The 21,056-nt window shown below is 51.3% G+C and carries 19 protein-coding genes and 1 CRISPR repeat array (1 of these 20 running past the window's edge); of the genes, 11 read left to right on the plus strand and 8 right to left on the minus strand.

Features of this window, described 5'->3' with window-relative positions; translation table 11 throughout:
* Positions 1-164 precede the first annotated feature (164 nt).
* Positions 165-1,124, plus strand: coding sequence for a lipase family protein (locus NHAL_RS14105; protein WP_013033825.1), 960 nt, complete (start codon positions 165-167; stop codon positions 1,122-1,124).
* 58 nt (positions 1,125-1,182) lie between these two features.
* Here NHAL_RS14105 and ttcA read toward each other — a convergent pair whose 3' ends face one another.
* The 5 genes from ttcA to NHAL_RS14130 form a co-directional block, all read right to left on the minus strand.
* Positions 1,183-2,091, minus strand: coding sequence for a tRNA 2-thiocytidine(32) synthetase TtcA (ttcA, locus tag NHAL_RS14110; RefSeq protein ID WP_013033826.1), 909 nt, complete (start codon positions 2,089-2,091; stop codon positions 1,183-1,185).
* Positions 2,092-2,175: 84 nt separating this feature from the next.
* Positions 2,176-4,503, minus strand: a complete 2,328-nt coding sequence (locus NHAL_RS14115) for a fatty acid cis/trans isomerase (RefSeq protein WP_013033827.1) — start codon at positions 4,501-4,503, stop codon at positions 2,176-2,178.
* A 31-nt stretch (positions 4,504-4,534) separates the two neighbouring features.
* Positions 4,535-5,650, minus strand: a complete 1,116-nt coding sequence (rlmM, locus tag NHAL_RS14120; protein WP_013033828.1) for a 23S rRNA (cytidine(2498)-2'-O)-methyltransferase RlmM — start codon at positions 5,648-5,650, stop codon at positions 4,535-4,537.
* A gap of 17 nt (positions 5,651-5,667) precedes the next feature.
* Entirely contained in the window at positions 5,668-6,303 is a 636-nt protein-coding gene (msrA, locus tag NHAL_RS14125) for a peptide-methionine (S)-S-oxide reductase MsrA (RefSeq protein ID WP_013033829.1), read from the minus strand.
* A gap of 172 nt (positions 6,304-6,475) precedes the next feature.
* Positions 6,476-6,850, minus strand: coding sequence for a DUF423 domain-containing protein (locus NHAL_RS14130; protein ID WP_013033830.1), 375 nt, complete (start codon positions 6,848-6,850; stop codon positions 6,476-6,478).
* A 336-nt stretch (positions 6,851-7,186) separates the two neighbouring features.
* Here NHAL_RS14130 and NHAL_RS14135 point away from each other — a divergent pair, with 336 nt between their 5' ends.
* A complete protein-coding gene (locus NHAL_RS14135; protein ID WP_013033831.1) occupies positions 7,187-7,471 on the plus strand; it encodes a DUF4242 domain-containing protein in 285 nt (94 codons plus the stop codon).
* 80 nt (positions 7,472-7,551) lie between these two features.
* Here NHAL_RS14135 and NHAL_RS14140 read toward each other — a convergent pair whose 3' ends face one another.
* A complete protein-coding gene (locus tag NHAL_RS14140; RefSeq protein WP_013033832.1) occupies positions 7,552-7,905 on the minus strand; it encodes a hypothetical protein in 354 nt (117 codons plus the stop codon).
* A gap of 426 nt (positions 7,906-8,331) precedes the next feature.
* On the opposite strand from NHAL_RS14140, the gene NHAL_RS14145 reads away from it, so the two are divergent.
* Positions 8,332-9,156 (plus strand): MBL fold metallo-hydrolase, encoded by an 825-nt coding sequence (locus NHAL_RS14145; RefSeq protein ID WP_013033833.1) that lies wholly within the window; start codon positions 8,332-8,334, stop codon positions 9,154-9,156.
* A 129-nt stretch (positions 9,157-9,285) separates the two neighbouring features.
* On the opposite strand, the gene NHAL_RS14150 is transcribed toward NHAL_RS14145, so the two are convergent.
* Entirely contained in the window at positions 9,286-10,458 is a 1,173-nt protein-coding gene (locus NHAL_RS14150) for an acetyltransferase domain-containing protein (RefSeq protein WP_013033834.1), read from the minus strand.
* Positions 10,459-10,465: 7 nt separating this feature from the next.
* Entirely contained in the window at positions 10,466-11,251 is a 786-nt protein-coding gene (locus NHAL_RS14155) for a WYL domain-containing protein (RefSeq protein WP_013033835.1), read from the minus strand.
* A 74-nt stretch (positions 11,252-11,325) separates the two neighbouring features.
* Here NHAL_RS14155 and NHAL_RS14160 point away from each other — a divergent pair, with 74 nt between their 5' ends.
* From NHAL_RS14160 to cas2, 8 genes are read left to right on the plus strand one after another with little or no spacing between them, the layout of a single operon-like run.
* Positions 11,326-12,054, plus strand: a complete 729-nt coding sequence (locus NHAL_RS14160) for a CRISPR-associated endoribonuclease Cas6 (RefSeq protein ID WP_013033836.1) — start codon at positions 11,326-11,328, stop codon at positions 12,052-12,054.
* Positions 12,051-14,906, plus strand: coding sequence for a hypothetical protein (locus NHAL_RS14165; protein ID WP_013033837.1), 2,856 nt, complete (start codon positions 12,051-12,053; stop codon positions 14,904-14,906). The genes NHAL_RS14160 and NHAL_RS14165 overlap by 4 nt, the downstream gene beginning before the upstream one ends.
* A gap of 2 nt (positions 14,907-14,908) precedes the next feature.
* Complete coding sequence (locus NHAL_RS14170; RefSeq protein ID WP_013033838.1) at positions 14,909-15,907, plus strand: CRISPR-associated protein Csc2; 999 nt, start codon at positions 14,909-14,911, stop codon at positions 15,905-15,907.
* A complete protein-coding gene (locus NHAL_RS14175) occupies positions 15,904-16,587 on the plus strand; it encodes a hypothetical protein (protein WP_013033839.1) in 684 nt (227 codons plus the stop codon). The genes NHAL_RS14170 and NHAL_RS14175 overlap by 4 nt, the downstream gene beginning before the upstream one ends.
* Positions 16,578-18,566, plus strand: coding sequence for a DEAD/DEAH box helicase (locus NHAL_RS14180; protein WP_013033840.1), 1,989 nt, complete (start codon positions 16,578-16,580; stop codon positions 18,564-18,566). Before NHAL_RS14175 ends, NHAL_RS14180 begins: the two co-directional genes overlap by 10 nt.
* Complete coding sequence (locus NHAL_RS14185) at positions 18,523-19,071, plus strand: CRISPR-associated protein Cas4 (protein WP_013033841.1); 549 nt, start codon at positions 18,523-18,525, stop codon at positions 19,069-19,071. Before NHAL_RS14180 ends, NHAL_RS14185 begins: the two co-directional genes overlap by 44 nt.
* 9 nt (positions 19,072-19,080) lie before the next feature.
* Positions 19,081-20,049 (plus strand): CRISPR-associated endonuclease Cas1, encoded by a 969-nt coding sequence (gene cas1 / locus NHAL_RS14190; RefSeq protein ID WP_013033842.1) that lies wholly within the window; start codon positions 19,081-19,083, stop codon positions 20,047-20,049.
* Positions 20,050-20,055: 6 nt separating this feature from the next.
* On the plus strand, positions 20,056-20,358 hold the full coding sequence (gene cas2 / locus NHAL_RS14195; RefSeq protein ID WP_013033843.1) for a CRISPR-associated endonuclease Cas2: 303 nt from the start codon (positions 20,056-20,058) through the stop codon (positions 20,356-20,358).
* A 139-nt stretch (positions 20,359-20,497) separates the two neighbouring features.
* Positions 20,498-21,056: direct repeats of the CRISPR family, unit length 28 nt; unit sequence GTTACGAATCCCTATAAGGGGTTATGAG; it runs 1,722 nt beyond the window's last position.

The following is a 21,056-nucleotide window of genomic DNA, read 5'->3' on the forward strand; positions in this document are numbered from 1 at the left end:
CAATTTAATTCTGTTTCGCAACCTCTTGAGGCTTAATAATTTCAGTGAGTTAGTACTAAAATATACCAATCCGGGGGTTCGGGCAAATTTACCTATTCTGTCTGTTCTGCCGGTTCAGCCATGGAAACTGGTTTAGTTATAATACAGTAAAAGGGGAACAGGACATGAGCGAGGATATTAATTCTAAAAAATTTGGCCAACGGAGTGATGAGGTGTTTATCCGTGAACCCGGCAGCAGAACTTACCAAACTAAGCAAGGCCTTGAGTTCAAGGCCTTAGCCGAGACCCTCTGGGAATCCGCTGTTCTCAGCGAGAATATTTATTCGGGTGATTGGGTAAAAGATGGTAACGGATGGAGATCTCCATTGAGGAACGGAGTGGCAGTGCCGGGCCAGGGTCCAAGTGATTATAAGGTCGCCTGCGCACCTGGTGAAAGGGGGCGGCTGTCTTTGCCTGGTTGGATGTTCTGGGGCGACTTTCCAAGTCGAGATTTAGCCGAGGAAGCTGAAAAGACGGGATTATACATGGAGGTATGGGAAAAGATGTTGTCTGGCAAGAGAACAATCACGGTGATTTTTAAGGGGACTCAATTCGAAAGTTGGCGTGATTGGCGCTCCAATTTACGATGGTTTTGGAGAGGGGTTCAGCATTTCGTTCCTTTTTACGAGGACCAATATACGATAGTGGCAAAAAAATTCGGGGATGAATTTGTGGGGGAATTCATTCGGCGGGGATACCACTCGAGAGACGTTTCTATTGTCTCATGCGGTCATTCGCTGGGTGGTGGTTTGGCACAGCAATTTGCTTATTCTTTACCTTTGCACCCTGAAGTTCCAAGGGTCTCCCAGGTCTTTGCCTTTAATCCATCACCAGTGACTGGTTGGTACAGCGTGGACGAAGAGATCCGCACCCCTAATGCCTTTGGACTAGCCATTGACCGAGTGTTTGAGCACGGTGAGGTGTTAGCTTACCTCCGCTTGCTATTGAGCTATCTCTATCCGCCTTCTGCTTCAAACCCCAGCATACGAGAAATTCGCGTTAATTTCGTTAGCTCCCGGAATTTTTTAACCAATCATGGAATGCGTCCTCTTGTATGTGGTTTATTAAGCCATTTAGAGGGATAATCGCCTTAAAATCAAATTCTGGTGGCGCCTAATGCTATTTGCCAGGGATGGCGAGTACTTATTTGATTTTTAATGCTTGTGCTCTGCCCCTGTTAAACGACAGCGATTTTTCTTGAGATTCTAAAAAAATTTCTTCATCAAAAGCTTTATCGCCCTCTGGAAAGGGGGTCCCTTGTTTCCGAAGTCCTTTAAAGTCATAAAGAGTAGAATCGGCCAAATGGGAAGGTTTGACATTCTGTAGAGCCCGGAACATGGTCTCAAGGCGCCCGGGAAATTGTCTGTCCCAGGTTTTCATCATTTCCTTGATAGCTTGGCGTTGGAGGTTTGCCTGAGAGCCACAGAGGTTACAAGGGATAATAGGGAAGGCTTTAATTTTAGCGTAGACCTCCAGATCTTTTTCCCGGCAGTAAGCTAAAGGGCGGATCACGATATGTTTCCCATCATCGCTGAGCAATTTCGGTGGCATGCCTTTGAGAGTCCCGCCATGGAACATATTGAGAAAAAGGGTTTCGAGGATGTCATCTCGGTGATGGCCTAGAGCGATTTTGGTTGCCCCCAGTTCTTCGGCGGTTCCGTATAGGATGCCCCGTCGCAGGCGCGAGCATAGGGAACAGGTGGTTTTTCCCTCGGGAATGACCCGTTTGACTACGCTGTAGGTATCCCGCTCCACAATTTGGTAAGGTACGCCTAAGGACTCTAAGTATTGAGGGAGGATATGCTCTGGGAAACCCGGTTGCTTTTGGTCAAGATTAACGGCAATTAACTCGAAATCCACCGGCGCATGTTTCTGTAGATTGAGGAGTATGTCGAGTAGGGCGTAGCTATCCTTGCCTCCCGATAGACAGACCATCACCCGATCTTTAGCCTCAATCATATTGAAATCCTCGATAGCTTGGCCTACGAGGCGGCGCAATCTCTTCTGGAGTTTGTTCGCGTTATATTGTGCTTTGGGGGATTGCTCGTTCACCTGGATGACCTTACCTTTTCTGAGAATAGAAGTATTGATGTAAGTTGAGTGAACTTAGGCATTTTAACCCTATACTTTAAAGAATCACAAATTCTGGTAGCGATTTAAATCTAGAATACCTGCTTCAAGGGGTAGAGTTTCTTCCAGATAGAAGGTGAAATCACTCACCAGAGACCAAAAATCTTCATGGGTGCGGCGAATACCCCAGCGCTCAATAATTTGGGTAAAACTTTCTTCATCTTTGCTACTATTTAAGGCTGAAACAAAATCGCCTAGTTCTTTCTCCGCTATATTGAAAGCAAAATTGGGATAGCTACCCAGTATGCCTGGAGAGATGGTGAGGGTATCCCGTTCAGGTAAATAGCGCAATTTTTCACCGGCAATGAATGCCACGTTGGTATGCATCCGGTTACGGACAAGAGAATAAATTTCGCGTTCACCCTGTTCGCTATAAATACACAGTAGACTCATCTCGGGTAAGAAATTAATCACGGGTAGATCTTTTGCGGTAGGCCCTACCAGTATGGTGAGAGCTTTGTCAACCCGTTGCGCGAATAGGGAGGAGCCGGTGCGGCGACATTCTTTTTTGCTGCAACGGTTGATGACATCTTTCGGACCAGCGATAGCTCCAAGATAAGGGAGTAGTTGTTTTAGAAATTCTTTTTTAGGATACTGACTATGGAAGGCAACCGCCGTTGGCGATGTTTTGTCTATACTTGCATAAGACAGGAATAATTTTAATTGACCTGTGTCTTGATACCAGTCATTGAGGTATTGCTCCCGTGATTGGGGAGGTAACCAGCGTAGAAAATTTTGTTCAGCCCCGTTTCGGATAAGATCGAAATAAAGCCGGGTTTGAAGTTGGTGAGAGACATTCCCAAAAACATCGAAATTAACCACTAATTCATAGTAACTACGCTCAAATAGCGGATAGTCCATGATCCATACAGTTTTAGGAAAAGCACCAAGCAACCCGCGTTTTACTGAAGAATTATCAAAGTGTCGGAAGACGGTCAGAGCGGCATTGCTGTTATGGCCATCACCGTTCCAAATATCTTTTAGGGAAGGCCCTTGTGGTTTTGTTTTCAGATAAGCTTGTTGTCGAAATCCTAGGTAATTGTTACGTTTGTCTTGATAGGATAGCCATTGTGGCCCCATCGACAGTAAGTCTCCATTCTGGCCGGGAGTTGTCAATAAAGGGGTTATTTTGGCTTGGTAGTCATCGTCGGTAAGGTAGAGATCATGATCTGGATCCTGAAAGAAAGTCCAGAAATGATCGCGAATGACATCGGTGGCAAACTGGCCGCGACAAACGGGACCACGAATAAAGGTGCGGACAAAATATTCTGCATTATCTAGCATGAATTGATAGCGGGCGCGAGGAGGAATGGCGGCAAAGGTAGCAAATGGATTGGCGGCACCTTCGTCACTATAATCGGGTAATTGTTCCACTCGCCAGCTATCGCTAAAGAAAAGCTTGTTAACCCGATTGAGTTTTTTTTCACTGAGTGGATAAGTGATATGGGATTTATGCACAATGGTCCCGATCAATGGACGTAGACGATACCAAAATGGATTTTTGGGGGCATCGTTGGGACGGCGGGTCGCTACTATTTTAATGGGCTCCCCTGGTGGGGTATAGGAGCGTACCAGTTCAAAAAAATGTTGCTTATCGGCATGGTCCTCAAAATATAGATGGGCCAGAAATAGATGCTCATAGAGCCAACGGGCCACTAAGCGGCTGCGATTGTCTTTCTTATTCAGTAGCGCTTCCCACTGATTAATGGCGCTTTGTTCCGCCTCTGACAAATTAATTTTTGGAGGCTCCTGGGGTGCGCCTGCCTGGAGCCAGCGCCGAATAGTTGTCAGTTCCTCATCAGTCAGGCCGGTGGTTGCCAACGGCATGCCCTCATAGGGGTGGTGTTTGGCGTAATCGTTGAACTCTTCTGATGTGGGACAGACATTTTCCCGCTTAAGTCCTAGCTTGATATCCTCTGGCAGCTTGCTGTTGGGCTCAAAAGATTGGCTTCGGCCCAGCAACAACATTCGATAAAGCAATGATGTTTCTGGCCCCTCGGTGCCATCAATAACTGAGAAGAAGCCTTTATCACGCCAGCCTGCGGTGCTATTGGCATCAATGGTTAAGCGGGTCGGTTCGACAGCTTCAGTGCGAATGCCGTTATAGACGGGTTGCTTACTGGCGCCACGATCCAAGCCTTTACTGGTTTTCAGTTTGAGCTGACAAGGAGCATCATAACAACTGTGGCAAGCAACACATTTTTGTTCAAAGATGGGGAAAATATGCTTTTGATAGGAGGGTGTTTCCCTGTTAGTTTCAGCATAAGCAGATAGCGTAAGCAGCAGCAAGCAAAGCAAAGCTTTCGGTAAAACCCACAACGGCTGTGATGGCATTTATAGACCCCTTTCCGAACGGCTGAGAGGCTTATTGTACCGTGGTTTTCTTTTTAGGAGAGAGGGCTTTAGATTGATAGCGCTTGTCTTTACGGCGGAGATAGCCGGTCACTTCCTCCCGGTCATGATAGAGCTGCTTGAAGGAAAGTTCATAGGGAATCCCCGCCCTGCTTAAGGTCTCGGCCATCAAGGCCGTACAGATCTGCACCTCATGGTAACGTTTTTTCATTGGAAGTTTCAGATTGAATATGCATTGTCGGCACCATCCTTGGGCTAGCCATTGAGCTGCAAGCTGGGCTACACGGCGTGGCTGCTCCACCATATCGCAGACCATCCAGTCCGCAAAATGCCGGGGTGCGTAACGAAATGCATCCGCCTGCCGGTGCTCTACCAGGCCAGATTCCATTAATGAAGGTGCTAATGCGCCATTGTCCACCGCCGTTACCCGGATTCCTCGACGCACAAACTGCCAGGTCCAGCCCCCTGGCGCGGCCCCCAAATCTACCGCCTGCATTCCTGGTTGGAGGCGCTCCTGCCGCTGCTTTGGAGTCAAAAATACCTGCCAGGCCTCCTCTAGTTTCAGGGTAGCGCGGCTAGGGGCGTTGGCTGGGCACCTCAAGCGGGGAATACCCATGAACCAGGGTGATGAATGGGAGGGAGAGGAAATGCCGGGATAGGCGGCGACCGAGCTGAGGAAAAAAACATGTGCTCGGGGTGCGGTCGCATTTCCGGGGTCCACTTTGCCCCGTTGCTCTAGCATGCTACGCAAGGGCTTGGAAAATTTGCGGCAAAAGGTCAATAATGCCTTGGACTCGTTGGTATCGGCGGTCTCTACCCAAATCTCGGAGAATTGTTCACACTGGCTTTCCAGGGCGGCCGCAATGGGTGTTACGCGATCAGTGATTGGTAAATCCTTCAATAGGCCGCTGGAGACGAAAAGCTGGCGGGCGAAAACCAGGTCGAGAAGACTTATCCGATCGGTGAATTGTTGCGCTGCGCCCTTTTCATATAGGGTGAAGACTACATATCCGGTGCCGGGTTTGGCGCGAGCATAACCGGCTAAGCCTTGCTCCGTAGTCTGGGCCTGGAGTTCTGCTGCACACTCGCCCTCGAAACCCGCCCGGCAATAGGCGATAAGGCACTCCATTTCCTGAATAATAGTGTTTAAAGGGGGCAGCTGACTCCAGTGCCGCCAATCCCACAATATCCGTGTGGGTTTTTGGCCAAATATTGCTGATGAGAAGGCTCGGCGTAATAAAATTCCGGTGCTGGGCGAATTTCGGTGGAGATTGGGCCATAGCCGGCTTCTTGCAGTTTGTCTTCGTAGATCTTCTTCGAGGATTCTACCGCCATTTTCTGCTTGTCGTTATAAATATAGACGGCGGAGCGATACTGGGTGCCGAGATCATTTCCCTGACGCATACCTTGGGTAGGGTCGTGGGATTCCCAAAAAATCCTAAGCAGTGAGGCGTAGCTGACCACCTGGGGATCGTAGACCACTAACACCACCTCGGTGTGTCCGGTCATCCCCGTGCATACTTGCTCATAGGTGGGATTGGGCGTATGCCCGCCTGCATACCCTACCGCAGTGGTATAAACTCCTTCTGTTTGCCAAAATTTGCGCTCCGCGCCCCAAAAACAGCCCATCCCAAATAGGGCTTGTTCCATACCCTTGGGAAAGGGAGGTAGGAGCGGGTGACCACTGACATAATGCCGTTCTGGCACTGGCATTTTTTCTGTTCGGCCCGGCAGTGCTTCTTCAGCCGTGGGCATTTCGATTTTTTGGTGACGTTTAAACACGAGAAGTCTCTCTCCTGTTAGGCTCTATGCTATCGGACCGTATCACCCGGTTACCGGTTCAATGGGGGAGGGAAATAGGCAAGGCGGGCTCTGGCGTTTGTGAGAGGTCCAGTATCGACGCGATTGGGATAAACGCTAGATAGCTGATATTGCCCGGATTATTCCTGATGTCTTAACCGGTTCGCAGCAGGGCCACAGCGAGCAATATCCAAGCAATAATAAAGGCGGTGCCACCGAAGGGGGTAACCGCGCCTAACCAGCCCAATTTGGTGAACGCCAATAGATAAAGACTGCCAGAGAAAAGCAAAATGCCGATGAACATTAAGATTCCTGACCATTTGATTAAGCTGCCGCCGCCTATCCAGTGAGAAATTATGCCAATTAAAATAAGACCCAAGGCATGATACATGTGGTATTCGACGCCCGTTTGCCAAACTTCCAGCATCCGAGGCTCGAGTTTGGCCCGCAGCCCATGGGCGCCGAAAGCACCTAAAATGACGCCCAAGGCGGCAAGAATTGCGCCAACACTGATGAAGAATTTGGCCACCGTTGTTACCTCTTAAGGAAAGTAGAAGAAAAACCTTTTTAAGGCGCTCATGTCCTGAATGCTGCCCCTAACGGAGGAGGAGTGTAACAAAAAGTTTGCATCTTTGTCTTTGCTTGCGGGGGTTCCCCCTTCCCCTTCTAAATCAGCTCCTTCTGGATAATAGGGGCGATTGCCTCTACTGTTCTATTCAGGTGAATAATTAAGAAGGAGCGTGGTGCTTAGGTTGCCGACATTCGAGGACGTTCTCGAAATTATGATATTGAATAGCCGCTGTTTGGGTCCCGTTGCTCAAGGGACGGGAACATCAAACCCTCTGTCGAAAAAAGGAGTAAACCCATGAACACTTATATGATCCGTCGTCGAAGCGCCTGGAAGACGCCCCAAGAACTGGAAGAAGCGGCTAACCGCTCAAAGCGAGTTGGGAATGAGGAAATGCCCGACCAGGTGCGCTGGATCCGGTCCTATGTGGTGGAGGAAGAGGATGGTCAGCTTGGTACGGTCTGTATTTACCAGGCCACCGACCCCGAAGCGATCCGGGAGCATGCCAAGCGTGCTGGCCTGCAAGCGGATGAAATCATTCCCGTTGCTGAGACCGTAGTGGTCCGGGAAGATCCAGCGTAGGGGATCAGGCCCCATGGGGCCTGATCCCTATTACTTGAGCTACCCAGGGGCGCTTTGCGCCTCTGAGGTAGGTTTCACACTTAGGGTTTTTTTGTTTTTTTCGTCTTTTCTTTTCGCAGCATCCTTGGCAGAAAGCTTAGAAACAGGAGATAGACAAATAGAAACCACACAATGGTATGAAGTGGTATCCAGGGGATCTGCCACGTTTCAAGCATTGCTTTTGCAGCGCCTAGTTCATCTTTTTTTATAAATTCATTAAGCGCTATGAGCGCTCTCATCATGGCCGTATTCCAGATGCTCAGACTGATGTAAGTGATGAAAATGAAAATATAGAGGGGATTAAACAGCTGTTCATATTTCTCAGGACGCTTGTAGGCAAGATAGGTAAGACCTACGATCGCGATCGCTATCAATATATAAATGAATATGTCCATTTTTATAAAACCTATGATGTGGTTATCGTTTTTTGTCAAGGAAGGCAATGACTTAACGTTTAATCATCCCATTTTTCAACTTGTTTATCTGCTCTTAAACGGGGGGTTGCAATTTTAAAGTAGCACTACCCTGAGCGTCGAGAGATCCCAACAATGTTTTATCATAACTTAATTATTTCAGTTCTATCCCTTTCATAACCTAGGGTGGGTATCCCAAGCAGAGCATTAGGGGGCTTCGTTACGGCGTTTAGTAGGGTGGGTTAAGACGCGTTAGCGCCGTACTCACCAAGTTTAAGCGCTGGCTTGGCTTTTGGCTTATGAGGGTACGAGGAAAAGGTATCAAATGGACGACTCTATAAGGGCGGAGGCGAGAAATTGAGGCATTTAACAGCTAGAAGTCTAATGAATAACTTATAGGTTGAAAAAGTGATTACTATTCATCATCTTAATTGCGGGACAATGTGTCCCTTTGGCGGCCGTTTCATTGATGGCTTTAGCCGGGGATTGACTGCGAAATTAGTTTGCCACTGCTTACTCATTGAGACCAAAGCGGGTCTGGTTCTCATCGATACCGGTTTTGGCCTTCAAGACATCAGGAATGCTCATCACCGATTGGGCCGAATCTTTTTAAAACTCATTGGGATCCAACTCCAAGAGGAGCAGACGGCCTTACGCCAGATTGAAAAACTCGGCTTTAAGCGCCAGGACGTACGTCATATTATCCTGACCCACTTGGATTTTGACCATGCTGGAGGCATCACAGATTTCCCTGAAGCCCAAGTTCATGTGCTAGGTTCAGAGCTTGAAGCTGCTCGCCACCCCCATAATTTCCTGGCTAGGCAGCGGTACCGTTCTCAACAGTGGAGTTCAGAAAAGAACTGGGTCACTTATGCTCTCGATGGAGAAAAATGGTTTGGCTTTGAGAGTGTGAGGGATCTTAAATCTCTCCCCCCTGAGATTCTTCTTGTTCCTCTTGCAGGGCACACTAGGGGACATACGGGAGTTGCTGTCAGAGCCGAGGATGGGTGGTTGTTACATGCTGGAGATGCTTACTTTTTTAGGGGTGAGATGGACCCTGAAAAATACCACTGTACGCTTGGGCTTCGCCTTTTTCAGAGAATAATGGAGGTCGATAGAAAAGTCCGTTTGGAAAACCAAGAACGTCTTCGTCAGTTGAACCGGGACCACCATCAAGAAGTCCAAATTTTTTCAGCCCATGATGCTATTGAGTTGGAAAAATTTAGGCCGTGATGAGAAATGTTTTTTCTTAGTACAATGACTCATCATTAGGATTTCTAAAATATCTTTTGCAATTTCTTTTATTCACCTTTAAAGCGTGCCGACGAAAGCAGCCTTTTCCCCTAGAAAACGGTTTGGGGACTACAGATAACTCAACAGCCAATGGCGCCGGTTGATCTTCAACTGGCGATACCCAATGCAAACCGGATAGAGGGCAAAGATAAGTCCTATCCAGAGAAGATAGATCAGGGGAAGGCCAAACCCGTAATCTTTGGGAAATAGCCAAAAAGGGGTTAAAAAGGCCTGGATATTATAGCCGCTCAAGTAACCAACCCCTAGTGCCAGTAGGTGGATCAGATACAGATGCAGGAGGTAAAAGAAGAGGGGCACTTGCCCAAAGACGATAAAAAACCGGGTCCACGCCCCAGAGACTTTTTCCAACAAGGCCAGGGCAGCGATGGCAGGCCCTAGGGTCATCAACAGATAAAGCAGCGACGGGGGATATTTGGTGGTGTCCAAAAATGAGAGGAGCGTAAAGAGGCGGCTTTGCTGTATTGACCAAGGATGGGAGTCTCCGTACCCATTTACCGCGCGGAGGACGATAAATAGCCCGGTCAGCAGGGCGCCAAGAACCAGCATCTGCCGTTGTCGTTGTGGCCGCTCTTGCAGCAAGAGAGGACCAAAGGCATACCCCACTGCCATCACTCCTATCCACGGAATCAGGGGATAAAAGGGATCCAGGGAAAGGTTCGCTGTTATGGGGATGGCTTCACGGGAGTGGAGTATTGCCCAGATTCCTTTCCATATTCCCTCTGCTTCCAGGCCATCGAAAAGGTTATGACCGGCAACCAACACTAGGCCAAAGGCCGCGATAGCCCATCGGGGCAAATAGACCAGCCCTGCCAGTACCACCATAGCGCCTCCCAAAGCCCAGATAACGGCTAACCCAATCTCCCCGTGAGAAAAATTAAAAGTCCAGGCAAAACCCACCAGGGTTATTTCAAGCAGCATCAACCATAAACCCCGGGTAAAAAGGTAAAAAGCCAACTCGGTGCGGGTCCGGCCTCGAGTGGTGGACAGGAAAGCACTCACCCCGGCAAGGAAGAAAAATACCGGGGCACAGAAGTGGGTGATCCAGCGGGTGAAAAATAAGGCGGCGTTGGTCTGAGAGAGATCGGTGGGATCGAAGTGGGCATTAGTGAAATGATCACGGACATGGTCTAGCGCCATGATCACCATGACCCAACCTCGCAGCAAATCAATGGAGATTAATCGGCCTGAATGGGGCTTGAGCTTTTCTGAAAGGGTATTCATGGTTAATCTAGAAAATAACCCACCGTGATATCCCATAACGGGCATCAACCGCTAACAGTTCCCGCTTGACGTAAAATCCTAGAGCTCGCCGGCAACGTACTAAAAAAATACCTTCCTCATTAACGGGAAAATCGTGCAGTAAAGATTCTTGGGTTTCGGTGGGTAATTGTTCATTAGGCTTAAAACGCAATTCATCGTAGGTATTCCAGGCTGAATCATTGTAGGAAGAGACCCATTCAATACCCGATGGCTCTGCATGGGTAATTCGAGACAGCACAAAATCCAGGAAAGCCTTCGAATAATGGCAGTAACCGCGGACATGGTAACGGTTATTGGCAAAGATTAACTGATTAGGTGATAGATCCCTCTCCTGAGCCCCGCTTTTGGCATGATAATAAATGGTAACGACCTGTTGCGTTCGTAAAGCGGATAATACTTTCTGCACTGAATTTTGCCGCAGTTGAGGCCGGAGCAACCGATCAACATCATGAAAGGGCAATCCTCCCCAGTCTGCATTGCTTAAGTAATAACTTATTATCGCCTGTCCACGTAGATAGTCCAAAAAAGCTTCAGCATTTTTTCGAATGTAGTGGGGTGAAAAATCGGCGCCGGCAACCTGTTTTCTGCCCACACGCCGAATATTTTCCGGATGGCATTGGCGGTACTGGGTGATTACTTTCTGGGCATTCTGTCTCGCTATGCCGAATGTGTCAGCGAGTTGCCGGGCAGTCAATCCGCCTCCCCATAGCAAGCATGTTTCGATAAAAGCAAAGCGTGTAATGTCATCTTTCATGACATATTAATATTTGCTTAAGGTTAAATTATGAGCGTATGCTTCAATCATAGCATTCGCCGAGGAACTCTACCATGCATCGGATACGCATTAGCTTGCCTAAACGACAGTATGCTCGCTACCGCCATCTCGACCTTCTGCACGATGCGCTCATCAACGCCTGGACTGCTGCGGGTGCTGATGCAGCGCAGGTATTGGGCAAGAATGCCGCGCCTTGGACGTTTGCCACTTTGGGTGGGCGCCGTGGCAATGAAGGTTGGGTGCATACTTTGGTGGTCTCCACATCAGATTCGGTTTTGGCCGGCTTTTTGGCCAGGTTCGATCCAGTTGATATTCGACAAGCCCGCGCCGTTACTGCGGAAATGGTGGATTTCAGCGCCGCCGAAATTATTCCGGAACCCAATCCAGTGCCTCCATTGGAAGGAGTCATGGGGGTGCTGTTGCTCTCGCCCCTGGTGATTAGCCAGCGTCAAGGTGGGCAGCGAGTTTGGTATCAGCAGCTTGGTACTTTCGATCTGTCTGCGGCGGTTAATGCACGTCTATCCCGCATCGCCGGGCGCAGGGTGGGGTTGCATGTCGAACCTGATTCGCTTTATTTGCGGGCTAATCCGAAACATTCAGTATTGGTCAGCCTAAAGCGCATGGAGAATGGCCGCCATGCTTTTGTCATCGGCATGAGCGCGCCGCTGGTGCTGGCAGGGACTGAAGAAGACTTGCAGTTGGCTTGGTATGCCGGGATCGGCGAGAAGACTCGCAATGGTTTTGGTTGCCTGGGATTACTGGAACGGGGGGTGGGGCGATGACCGCTTGGATGGAAACGGCCACTCGGGTAGCAGGCGACATTTATCGAGAATTTCTTGAGCAGGTTATTGATAAAGGTGTTCTCAACGAGCGCATTGGTGTGCTCAGCGATGAAAACCGCCGCAAGATTCAAAGAGGCACCCATATTGATGCCCGAGTCCTGCGCCTGATGGCGGTTTCCGGGAAAGGGGGCTGGCATTCGGATCTCTCCCGGCGGGAGCAATTTGCCCGAAGCATCAATGTCACGCTGCTGGATCATTTGCTTTCGGTGATACGAGGCGCGATGTTGTTGGCGGCACTCGATTGGCTGGGCCGTAACCCTGAAATGGACTTAACGTTACTTCAGCGGCGGTTGCGGGTGATTGCGGTCATTGCTTTTCTGCATGATTTGGATAAGTTGCTCCAACTGCAACGGAATATTGCGCTACCGCTGGAAGAAGTTAGCGATGCCATGGGGCGTTATCGGTTGAATGAATTTTTGGGCGATGACATCAGGCTGACCCCGGAACAGATTCGCTACCTGATCGAACAGGTGGAAGACACCCAAAACCTTCGCAGCCCTGTGCGTGAATTGCCGCCGCGCGAATTTGAGTCTTTGACCGGCTATGTGGCCCTTGCTGATAAACTGGACGGGATCTGGCTATCCGGCGATTCGGAAAAAGGTGGACTCACTGGGGTGCTCAAGCGACTCCAAACCGATCAGACACTGGCGACCCATATTCTGCGTGAGTGGAAACCATTGGAGATTGTGGACCCACACCATCCCTTTTTACTGGATGAATTGCAATGTTGGCTGTCATGGAGCAGCGTCCAGCGGGTTGGGGTGCCGCCACTGATTGAAGTTCATCAGGACGGCCGGCTTTTCTTGCTACTGCCTTTGCAGCACTTTGATCTCATCGTTGATCAAGCACTCAAGCGGTTGTGTGCCGATCTTCCTTTCCGGCTGGAGCTGAGCATTTCCAACCGGGGTGTGCCCGCACTTTACAACGGTCAACCGGATCATCAGGAGTTGCAAGCATTTATCGCTGATCTAGAGGATCACACTCTGGGTTCCTTATTTCGCATCAAAACCGATCTCAAGGATACCCTGACTCCACCACTGGATGCTTTGCTGAAGGAGTTGGATTTGCAGCCTCGTTGGCCGGGTAATGGGGGGGCGACCATTACTCCTTACCCAAAGCCCAGTGATCTACCGATAGCGGCCCAGGAGCACTTGCAACGGGCCGCTCATTTGGTGTTACTGCTCAACTTAAAGCTCGACGGCGCCAAGAAGCTGGGCTTGTCCGATTATTCAGCGCGGGAAGTAGCATTACTGGCTCTGGTGCCGGCTGAGCGCCCCGAATGGCTATCCAAGATCAATGATGACGCTACGCGACGGGTTGTTACCGTCCTTTGGGTCACTGCACTGGCCCAGAATGATAGGGATCTGGAGGCTACTATCTGGGGTGATGAAGGCTTGCTTCAGCGTTGGCTGGAAGGGGAAGAAAATCAACCGGGCTTTCGGGACGGCATTACGGGCCGAGGCCAGCAAGTTGTTAAGGCAGTGGAACGCCATTTCCGCCAACTTCTCGGGGGTCTGCGTATCACGCCGGAGAATGAGAACGCTACCGGTCGTTGCCTGTTCACTGATGAACCTGTCCCTTTCGATGAAAGAATTGATGAAGCGCTGGGTCTGTATGAAGTAAAGGTTTCAGCCTTCTCGGGGCGTGATGGGCGCGTTGAGTCGATTACTTCTGAACGTGCTCACACCAATGTGAGTCCGGTAGCGGTAGCGGAGCACAAGCTGCGGGCGCAAGCTCATGGGCGCCAGGGAGGTAAGCCCGGAGGCGTCCCGACCTTGATTTCTTCCCCGACTACCAGCGGGTTATTCGGTGGACTGCGCTTGCCGGGCGATCAGTCCATGGCTGCCCTATCCCTTTACGATCTCAGCCGCCAAGAGGTTAAAAAAGGCACGGTTTATCAAGGTACGGAGATCTTTCAAGGGCGTTATCGGATGGCGCGGTTCGAGCGAATGGCCGAGAAAGTCGAAGACCAAGTCAATCAGCTGAGAATGTTGCTCCAGGCCACCCGCAGAATAGGCCGCCCTATTCATATTTTCCGCGGCCTGCCCACATTCCAACGGGCATTCTTTTACTACGATGCCATGCCGCGAATGTTGGTGGATCTGATCGGGAGCAACAGCTTGCGTCTGGAACAGATTCCCGAGGCACTCGATCAACTGGTTCTTGCCCAGACACTGCTTGACACCCACGGCCTTGGCTACGACGTACTGCGCCGTTATGCCACACCGAACACACGCTTTGGCGCGGTCTGCCTAGTCTGGTGCCATCTCCGTGACCGGGACGAAAGCAGTACCCGTTGGGTGATGTCACGGCTGCAACATGAGTTTCTGCAACAACTGGAGAATCGGACTATGAGCACAGAGGAGGGCGCACTGGTGCGCTTAGGGAAACTGGCGGCGGGCATTCAATCGAGCCGGGTTAGCTCGACGAATGATGAGTTGCTGGTGTTCAAATTCTGCATGGAGACCGCGACCGCGGCGCGCGCTGCGGGCCAAGACGATGAACAATCATTGATCTATGCCGTCGCTGGAGAATTGGAAACCAACCTCACTCGGAAAGGCAAGGCGGCCGCCAGTAAATACCGGGAAGGTCAATCGCTCAAGGATGGCTGCCTGGAATTGGCCACATTTTTCGTCCGTGAAATCTGGAATGGCGTACTCAAGCGCCGCCCGCCGAGTCAAACCAACCGCCGGGTTTTCGGCAGTATCTACCGCATGGCGTTTTTGCAGGCGGTACGCAACCGCCCCGATGACGAAAAGCCCGCCGAATCCGCAATCGCTGAAGGAGCCTGATCATGGAACAATTTGCCACTCATCTAGGGTCAATCGAGCACTTGATGGATACTACTCGAATTGATTCCAAGAATACCTACATCCACCCTTCGCTCAAAAATCTGGGCGCCGTCAGCGTCGTGTTGTTGCGCGAGGCGGTCGCCCCCGTGGTATTTCGCAACGCCGAAGCAGAGATTACCGATATCGAAATCGGCCAGGATGTGTATGTCCGGGCCGTGCCCAACAAATTCAAATATCCGGAAAGGGGAAGGGGCTTGCAGGTTTTGCGGGCGCTCGGTGTTGGTGGCCGTTTGCCCCAGAATAAGACGGTGCTTTATAAGGGCCAGAAACCCTCCGAAGCCTTCGATCTCAACGCCTTGGTATTCGGGGATTCCTGCAACCACGATAACCGAGTCCTGCCGGTGAAAGCGGCGGTCAGCTATTCCGATGGACTGAGCCTTTTGCCCAAGCATCTTTGCGTCGACGAAACCTTTCACAATCGCGCCGCCGAAGATGGCACCCTGTTCGATGCCGAGAGCAAAAAAAACAGCGATAATCTATTCAGCCGTTTCTTTATCAAGCCCGGTACGCTCATGGTCCAGGTCCTTTCGACTCGAGGTAAGGTTTTGCCCGAAATCGGCCTCAGGCACCTGATGCTTTGCGTAGGACTCGCCGGCGCTTATGGCGGGCAGACCTCCCTGACTGGAACCAATATTCGTACCCATGTGGTTGGCATTTATGGTGGACGATTCGAGCAAGCCATCAGTTCGCCCTATGAATTAGTCAAAGTCCTGGCCTCTCAACCTGAGGACGTATTACGCAACCCTACGGCCAGCAGCGAGACCTTGCATGGGCTACTAGCACCGGCTCATGAGACGGTTATGAACGGCGCAGAAGCCCAAACCTGGGTGAATGATCTCGTCGCGAGTTTCGATACGGATGGCCCCTTGGCCGACGAATACCGGGCGGCAGCGCCCAAGGTGGCTGAATTGTTCGATAACTGGTTTGGTAAGGGAAAATGAGCGATCAGCCGCAGGCAGTGTCTTTTGGCAGCTTTGGCGACTCTTCGGCTCCTGTCCCCGCCATCGGAGTGGTGGCGGAGACTCTCACCTCCTTTGCCTACCATTCGCTGATGGTGCAAAGCGGTACGGCGACCTTGCCCGAGCTGATCGGTGATCGGGCGATCGCCTTTGGCCTGGCCGCCACACTTGGGATGATGTCGGCACGGGTGGCTTTGCCGGCGCGGGATTACCGGCGCCATCTAGCGGCCATGCCTTACCGGACTTCGGTATTTGTCACTCCCGAGCCTAAGCTTCTGTCGCCGCTGATCAAGCGTTTGAATCTGGATGCCGAGGCTGGTTTACAGGAGAAGGTCGCAAATGTGGCCCGCAAGGGTAATCTGAAGGATTTCTTCATGATTCAGGAAGTCCCGCCCGGGCAGGTTTATCGGGGTGCGATTTTTGGCCTCGATCCTTTTGAGGCTTTCGGACAGGGCGAATTGGTGATCCGCATCGGCCTTCACCGCTCGGGCATGGTCCGTCTTAGGCCGGATACCCAGAGCGAGACGGTCTGCTTGAATGCGGCGACGGCGGCCCTATTTGGCCAGGATCTGCCCGTGGCGCGATACTGTTTGTATGGCTTGCAGCTCACGCCGCCATTGGGGCTGGAGGACGCGGCCGAGGAGGTCCGGCAATGGCACTGACGATTGCCCGACATTGTGTTGCCCAGGGGGCCGATGGGTTATCTCCGTTGCAAGCGGCGTTGCTGCACGCGCCGGAGCGGGTGCGGATTGCCGATGCGCCTACCGGAGCAGGCAAGACCTTCGCTTTTCAGCGGGCGGTCATGCAGGGGCAGCGGGTGCTGTTTATCGTGCCGACCCGTCGATTGGCCCAGAATATCGCGGCAGGCTTGATCCGCGATCTCACCACCTCAGCCCATTGGCCGCGGGAGAAGGCCGAGAGCAAGGTGGAAATATGGAGTTCGGACCGTACCGTTCAACTCCTGTCAGAAGACATCAAGAACATCGCTGGGCATCGTATTCGGCAGATACGGGATCTTGACCCGACCCGTGAGGGTGGCGAGATGATCATCGCCGTACCGGAGGTGATCAGTCATTTGTTGCTACGGCCTCGGTTGGATGCCGGGCAGGCGGCTACCGGGGTATTTGATTTGCTGCGGCAGTTCGATCACATCGTGTTCGATGAGTTCCACACCATCGAGGCGCGGGGGTTTGGCCTGGCCGCACTCTGCGCCCGGCTAGCTAGCGCTGAGAACCCGGATGGCTCCCGTTTTGGTCGAGCGAAGGTGTCGTTTCTGTCAGCGACTCCCCTTGATATTCAACCGGTACTGGAAAGACTTGGCGTGCCGGCTCCGGAGATAGCCCCGCTACGAGAATCGCTGACTGGGCAAGGGCGGCCGGTACATGGCGATGTGTCCCTATCATTCACGGATCGGGAAACTTTAGCCCAGGTGGTGGAGGATCAGATTGTCGCAATTGCAGCCGAGGTCGAAGCGCGTCGGCAGGTGGTGTTGATCTATAACCGTCTCGGCGATCTGATCCGTGAAATGCCGGACTTGATCCAGGCATTCGCTCAAGCAGGCATTCCGGCTGAACAAGTGCTGGTGATTAATAGCATCGCCGATAGTGGCAAAGAGGGTATTCGCGCCCTGGGATACCGGACCGGCCGGTCACGCAATCCGGATGATTTTTCGGTGTTGGTGGCAACGGCCAGCGTCGAGGTAGGCGTCACCTTCCGGGAGGCGAATCTGATGCTGATGGAGCCGGGGTTCGCACCGATGAATTTTCTCCAGCGCTATGGCCGCGCCGCCCGGCGGGGTGCGGATGGGCGCGTTATTGTGCGCCATGACCCCTATATCATGGGACGCAACCCTTGGATTCGCGATTTGCTCAAGTGGGCGCTCGAGCAGGATGGCGAACGGGTTGATATCCAACAGTTGACCGAGCGACTGAGTGCCGCGACGCAAAAGGCTTTTGAGGATAGGGGGGAGGACAATCCGCGTTTTTTCGGCGCCCTACCAAACCGGGCCGTCTACACGGCAGGGTTGTATTGGAATGCGCTCATGGGCCATAAAAGCAACCGTGGTCCCCGCTATGAGCACCTTAGGAATCATCAACCGCCCAGCGCGGGCGCCATCCGCAACTGGCTACATCAAGTGCGTGCCATGGAGCAGGATCGGCTGTTCGGGGCCAATGCCCGGCGTTGGTGCGAGCGTTTCGAGCGGCAGGCCTATGTGCTGCGGGATATTGCCCAGCGGGTGCGGGTGGTACAGGGGGATGGAAATGTCATTGAGGTCGATCCCGCATTTCTGGAGCGGGAAACGACCATTCTGGATTTGCCGATGCTGGAAGGACCCCAGGGTCAGCCGGAGGTGCGGTTGCAAGACGAATTGGAGGATCACCTGCGCGATCAACGTCAGCTCGCCCAGCGCCTGGTGACGGTGTACTTTCCCCATACGGGGGATTCCGCCCAGTTGAGTGCAGGGGAGGGATTAGTTGATGCTTGGTGTCGTGCACTTCGTGGTCGAAGGGGGCCGTCCGCAATGGCTTGGGACGATTATCCCGAAGCCATGGCCGCCGCTGAAAAATTGGTCCGCCTGACGGGCCTGGTGCCGAGTGATGACGACACCCTTTCATTGGCCGCAAGCCACTGCGTTCTTTGAGCGGGTTGAGCGCCTGAATCTGCACGGGCTCCACTTCCAACATGTACGGTTGTGCGAGCGCCGGGCCTGGATGCATTTGCATGGCATCAGTTTCGCCCAGTGGAACCGGCATGTGCAGATTGGCATGGCTCAGCACGACACCAGCTACGCCCGTGATCGTTCGACACAAGGACTATTTGGCCTCGCGCCCGACCGTATCGATTGGAAACACAACATCGTCTACGAGAGCAAGGGTACCGGTGGCGCCGTTGAGGCGGTAAGCGACCAGACCGCTTTCTATGCCTTGTTGCTGTCGATCGCGACCGGCAAGACCTGGCGGGCCGTCACCCATGTGTTGTCTACACGTAAGCGGCGCGAAGTTGTTCTCGACGAAGCCCGGATGCAACAGCTCTGGGAATCTTCCGAACGCCTTGAGCGGCTGGCGCAGCAAACCCAGGTGCCATCCGCCAAGCGCATCCCCTTGTGCGCCAGTTGTTCCCTCGCTGCTTTTTGCGGTTATGACTGAAGGTTTACTATGGAAACTTTGTTTGTTTCCCGCGAGGCACGGCTTCGGCGGCGGGAAAATACCTTATCAATCACGATAGAAGGCAAGACCCGGGCCTTTCCTATTGAAACCATTGGCCATCTCGTCCTGCTCGCTGAAAGCACCCTCAATTCCAAGCTGCTGACTTTATGTGGAAAGCATGGGGTTAGATTATCGGTATTCGATTATTACGGCTATTTCAAGGGCTCCTTCGAGCCCTTCAACCGTAACCCTTCGGGACAGGTCAAACTGGCCCAAGCTGAAATACTGTTAAATGAAACTCAACGGATGGCGCTTGCACGGGAACTCGTCCGTGGAGCTGCCCATAATATGCAGGCTAACCTACTGTACTATCGCTATCGAGGTAAAACGGGGTTGGAAGCTATGCTCAAGGAAATGAAACGCTTAGTGAATCTTATCCCTAAGGCCCAAGATTCCTCCACCCTGATGGGAATTGAGGGCAATCTGCATCAATGGTATTACAAAGCATGGAAGCTGATTGATCCTGTTCTTGACTTTACACCCCGAGTACGACGGCCTCCCAACAATCCCATTAATTGCTTATTATCTTTTCTTAACCAGTTGACCTATACGATCGTTCGCCACGAGCTATTCAAAACTCATCTGGAGGAAACCTTTAGCTTGCTTCACAGTCCAGGTAACGGTCGTTCATCTTTAAGTTTGGATCTTGCAGAACCTTTTAAACCCATACTTGCAGATAGCCTTATTTTCCGTATGTTGGGCCGCAAGATGCTCGATGCAAGTTGGTTTGAGCAGTATGAAGGGGTGTGCCTGCTGAGCGAAACAGGCCGCCGCAATATTGCAGAGCAATTTTCCATCCGTCTGGAAGAACGGTATCAGGATCGCAGCTTTCGGGAATGGATCTACAGAGAGGCATTGGCTATTGAGCGCCACTTTTTAGGGGTGGCTGAGTATGAATCGTTCAAGCGAAAAGTATAAATAATTATGTATATGTTGATAACCTACGATGTGGATGCTAAGCGCACTGAGAAGTTTAAAAAACTGTTACGGCGTTATCTGAATCACGATCAATACTCAGTATTTTCTGGAGACATCACCGAAGCCGAGGCAATCAGGCTGCATCGTGAGCTGAGTCGATTAATGGTTCCAGGCGATCGGGTCACTGAAGTTACGGCAGCTAACCGCCGCAATATTAATGTGACTCACCTATCTAAGAGTGATTCTGGGAAGGGTGAGATGAAAAGGGTACCTGTAGAGGATCACCGACGAGATTTTTCTGTTTTATGACATAATGGTAATTTGCTGGGAACTTCGACCTCCAATGAAGTTGAATACTATTAGGATCGACGCATCTTTATCTGGAATAGCCGGTTATTTTTCCTTTATTATAATGTTGGAAGGTTATTCCAAGCCCTAATATAGAGGGGTTACGAATCCCTATAAGGGGTTATGAGGCTTCTATCTTTTGCTTGCGAATCGTCTCTGCCCAGGTTACGAATCCCTATAAGGGGTTATGAGAACAGTAGCGCCACGCTTGATTTCACGACGCTTGAGAGTTACGAATCCCTATAAGGGGTTATGAGGGCTTTGATCCAGCAAAAGAAGCCTCTGAACCAGAGGTTACGAATCCCTATAAGGGGTTATGAGTTTGCCGGGCCACTTTTACAGGAGTAAAAAATCATGGTTACGAATCCCTATAAGGGGTTATGAGTCTACCTCCAAAAGATATGGTTAGCTATCCGTAGCGGGTTACGAATCCCTATAAGGGGTTATGAGCAAGGATTAGCGGGTCAGATATCAAGTTTTCTAAATGGTTACGAATCCCTATAAGGGGTTATGAGCTTTGGTGATCTTGCCCATCACCTGACCAATGGCGGGTTACGAATCCCTATAAGGGGTTATGAGCCGTCCATGGTGACATCCTCTATAAACGCTTCCATAGGTTACGAATCCCTATAAGGGGTTATGAGCTTCTCTTTCGCGTA

Origin of the sequence: Nitrosococcus halophilus Nc 4 (genome assembly GCF_000024725.1) — a bacterium.
GTDB classification, from domain to species: domain Bacteria; phylum Pseudomonadota; class Gammaproteobacteria; order Nitrosococcales; family Nitrosococcaceae; genus Nitrosococcus; species Nitrosococcus halophilus.